Source organism: Rhodospira trueperi, assembly GCF_900101965.1.
GTDB classification, from domain to species: domain Bacteria; phylum Pseudomonadota; class Alphaproteobacteria; order Rhodospirillales; family Rhodospirillaceae; genus Rhodospira; species Rhodospira trueperi.
Map to the genome: position 1 here is coordinate 1 of NZ_FNAP01000049.1, position 1,066 is coordinate 1,066.

Annotated in this window: 1 protein-coding gene; it reads left to right on the plus strand. The window is 66.6% G+C overall.

The window, feature by feature from the left end; translation table 11 throughout:
- Nucleotides 1–78: 78 nt before the first annotated feature.
- On the plus strand, nt 79–1,066 hold a 988-nt coding region (locus tag BLS85_RS18490; RefSeq protein WP_218128516.1), incomplete at its 3' end, for a hypothetical protein.

Genomic DNA, 1,066 nt, shown 5'->3' on the forward strand with positions numbered 1-1,066 from the left:
ACCCGCCCCACCGTTCGGTGGACAACAATCGTCCGGGCGGCCCTGTTGTGCGGAACGGCCCTCGCCCCCTGGCCCGCCATGGCCGCCGATTACGACATCCTTGGCACAACGGAGACGGTCGACGGCAACGGTGGCGGAACCCACGCCAGCCCCTGGACCGTGGGCGACGATCTTGACATCCATTACTCGGGAACGCTGCGCGTGATCAACGGGGGGCAGTTGACCAGCACCCGTGCTTACCTGAGTCACGGGGGCACCGTGACCGTGACCGGACACGGCTCCACCTGGACCACCTCGGAGAGAACGTACGTAGGCTTCGACGGAAACGCCACGTCCATCATGGACATCAGGGACGGCGCCACGGCCACCACTCATGGGGTCACGCTTGGCTATGTCGCCGGCAGCAAAGGCACCCTGACCGTGACCGGGCACGGCACCTCCTGGACCAGCACCGGGACCCGGAATGCGTACGTGGGATACTATGGTGAGGGACACTTGACCGTCTCCGACGGGGCCTCGTTCAAGAGCCCGGGGCTTGTCGTGGGCTACTTGTATGATCCAGTGCAACCGGGCAGCGGCAGCGGCACCGTCACGCTGACCGACGGGGGGACCATCTCCATCGACTCGGGCACCGGAACCCTGGAGCTGGGACGCAGCGGTGGCACCACCGGCACCCTGAACATCGGCGCCGCCGCGGGCGATACCCCCGCCGCGCCGGGCAACCTGAACGCCGCCACCGTCACCCTGGGCTCCGGAACCGGTCTGGTCGTCTTCAATCACGACAGCGAAGACTACACGTTTTCCCCGGACATCGGCGGAACCGGGGACGTGGACGTCTATTCCGGCGTGACCACCTACACCGGCACGATGGGGTCGAGCGTGACCACGACCCTTCGCGGCGGCACGTTCATCCTGAACGGATCCATGCAGTCCGCCACGCTGAACGGGGGCGGGTTGTACATCAATGGAACCCTGGGGTCCCTGACCTTCCAGTCCGGAACCCTTGGCGGCAACACCATTCCGTTCGGCTTCACGGTGCCCTCTGGCAGCGTCCTGGCGCCGGGCA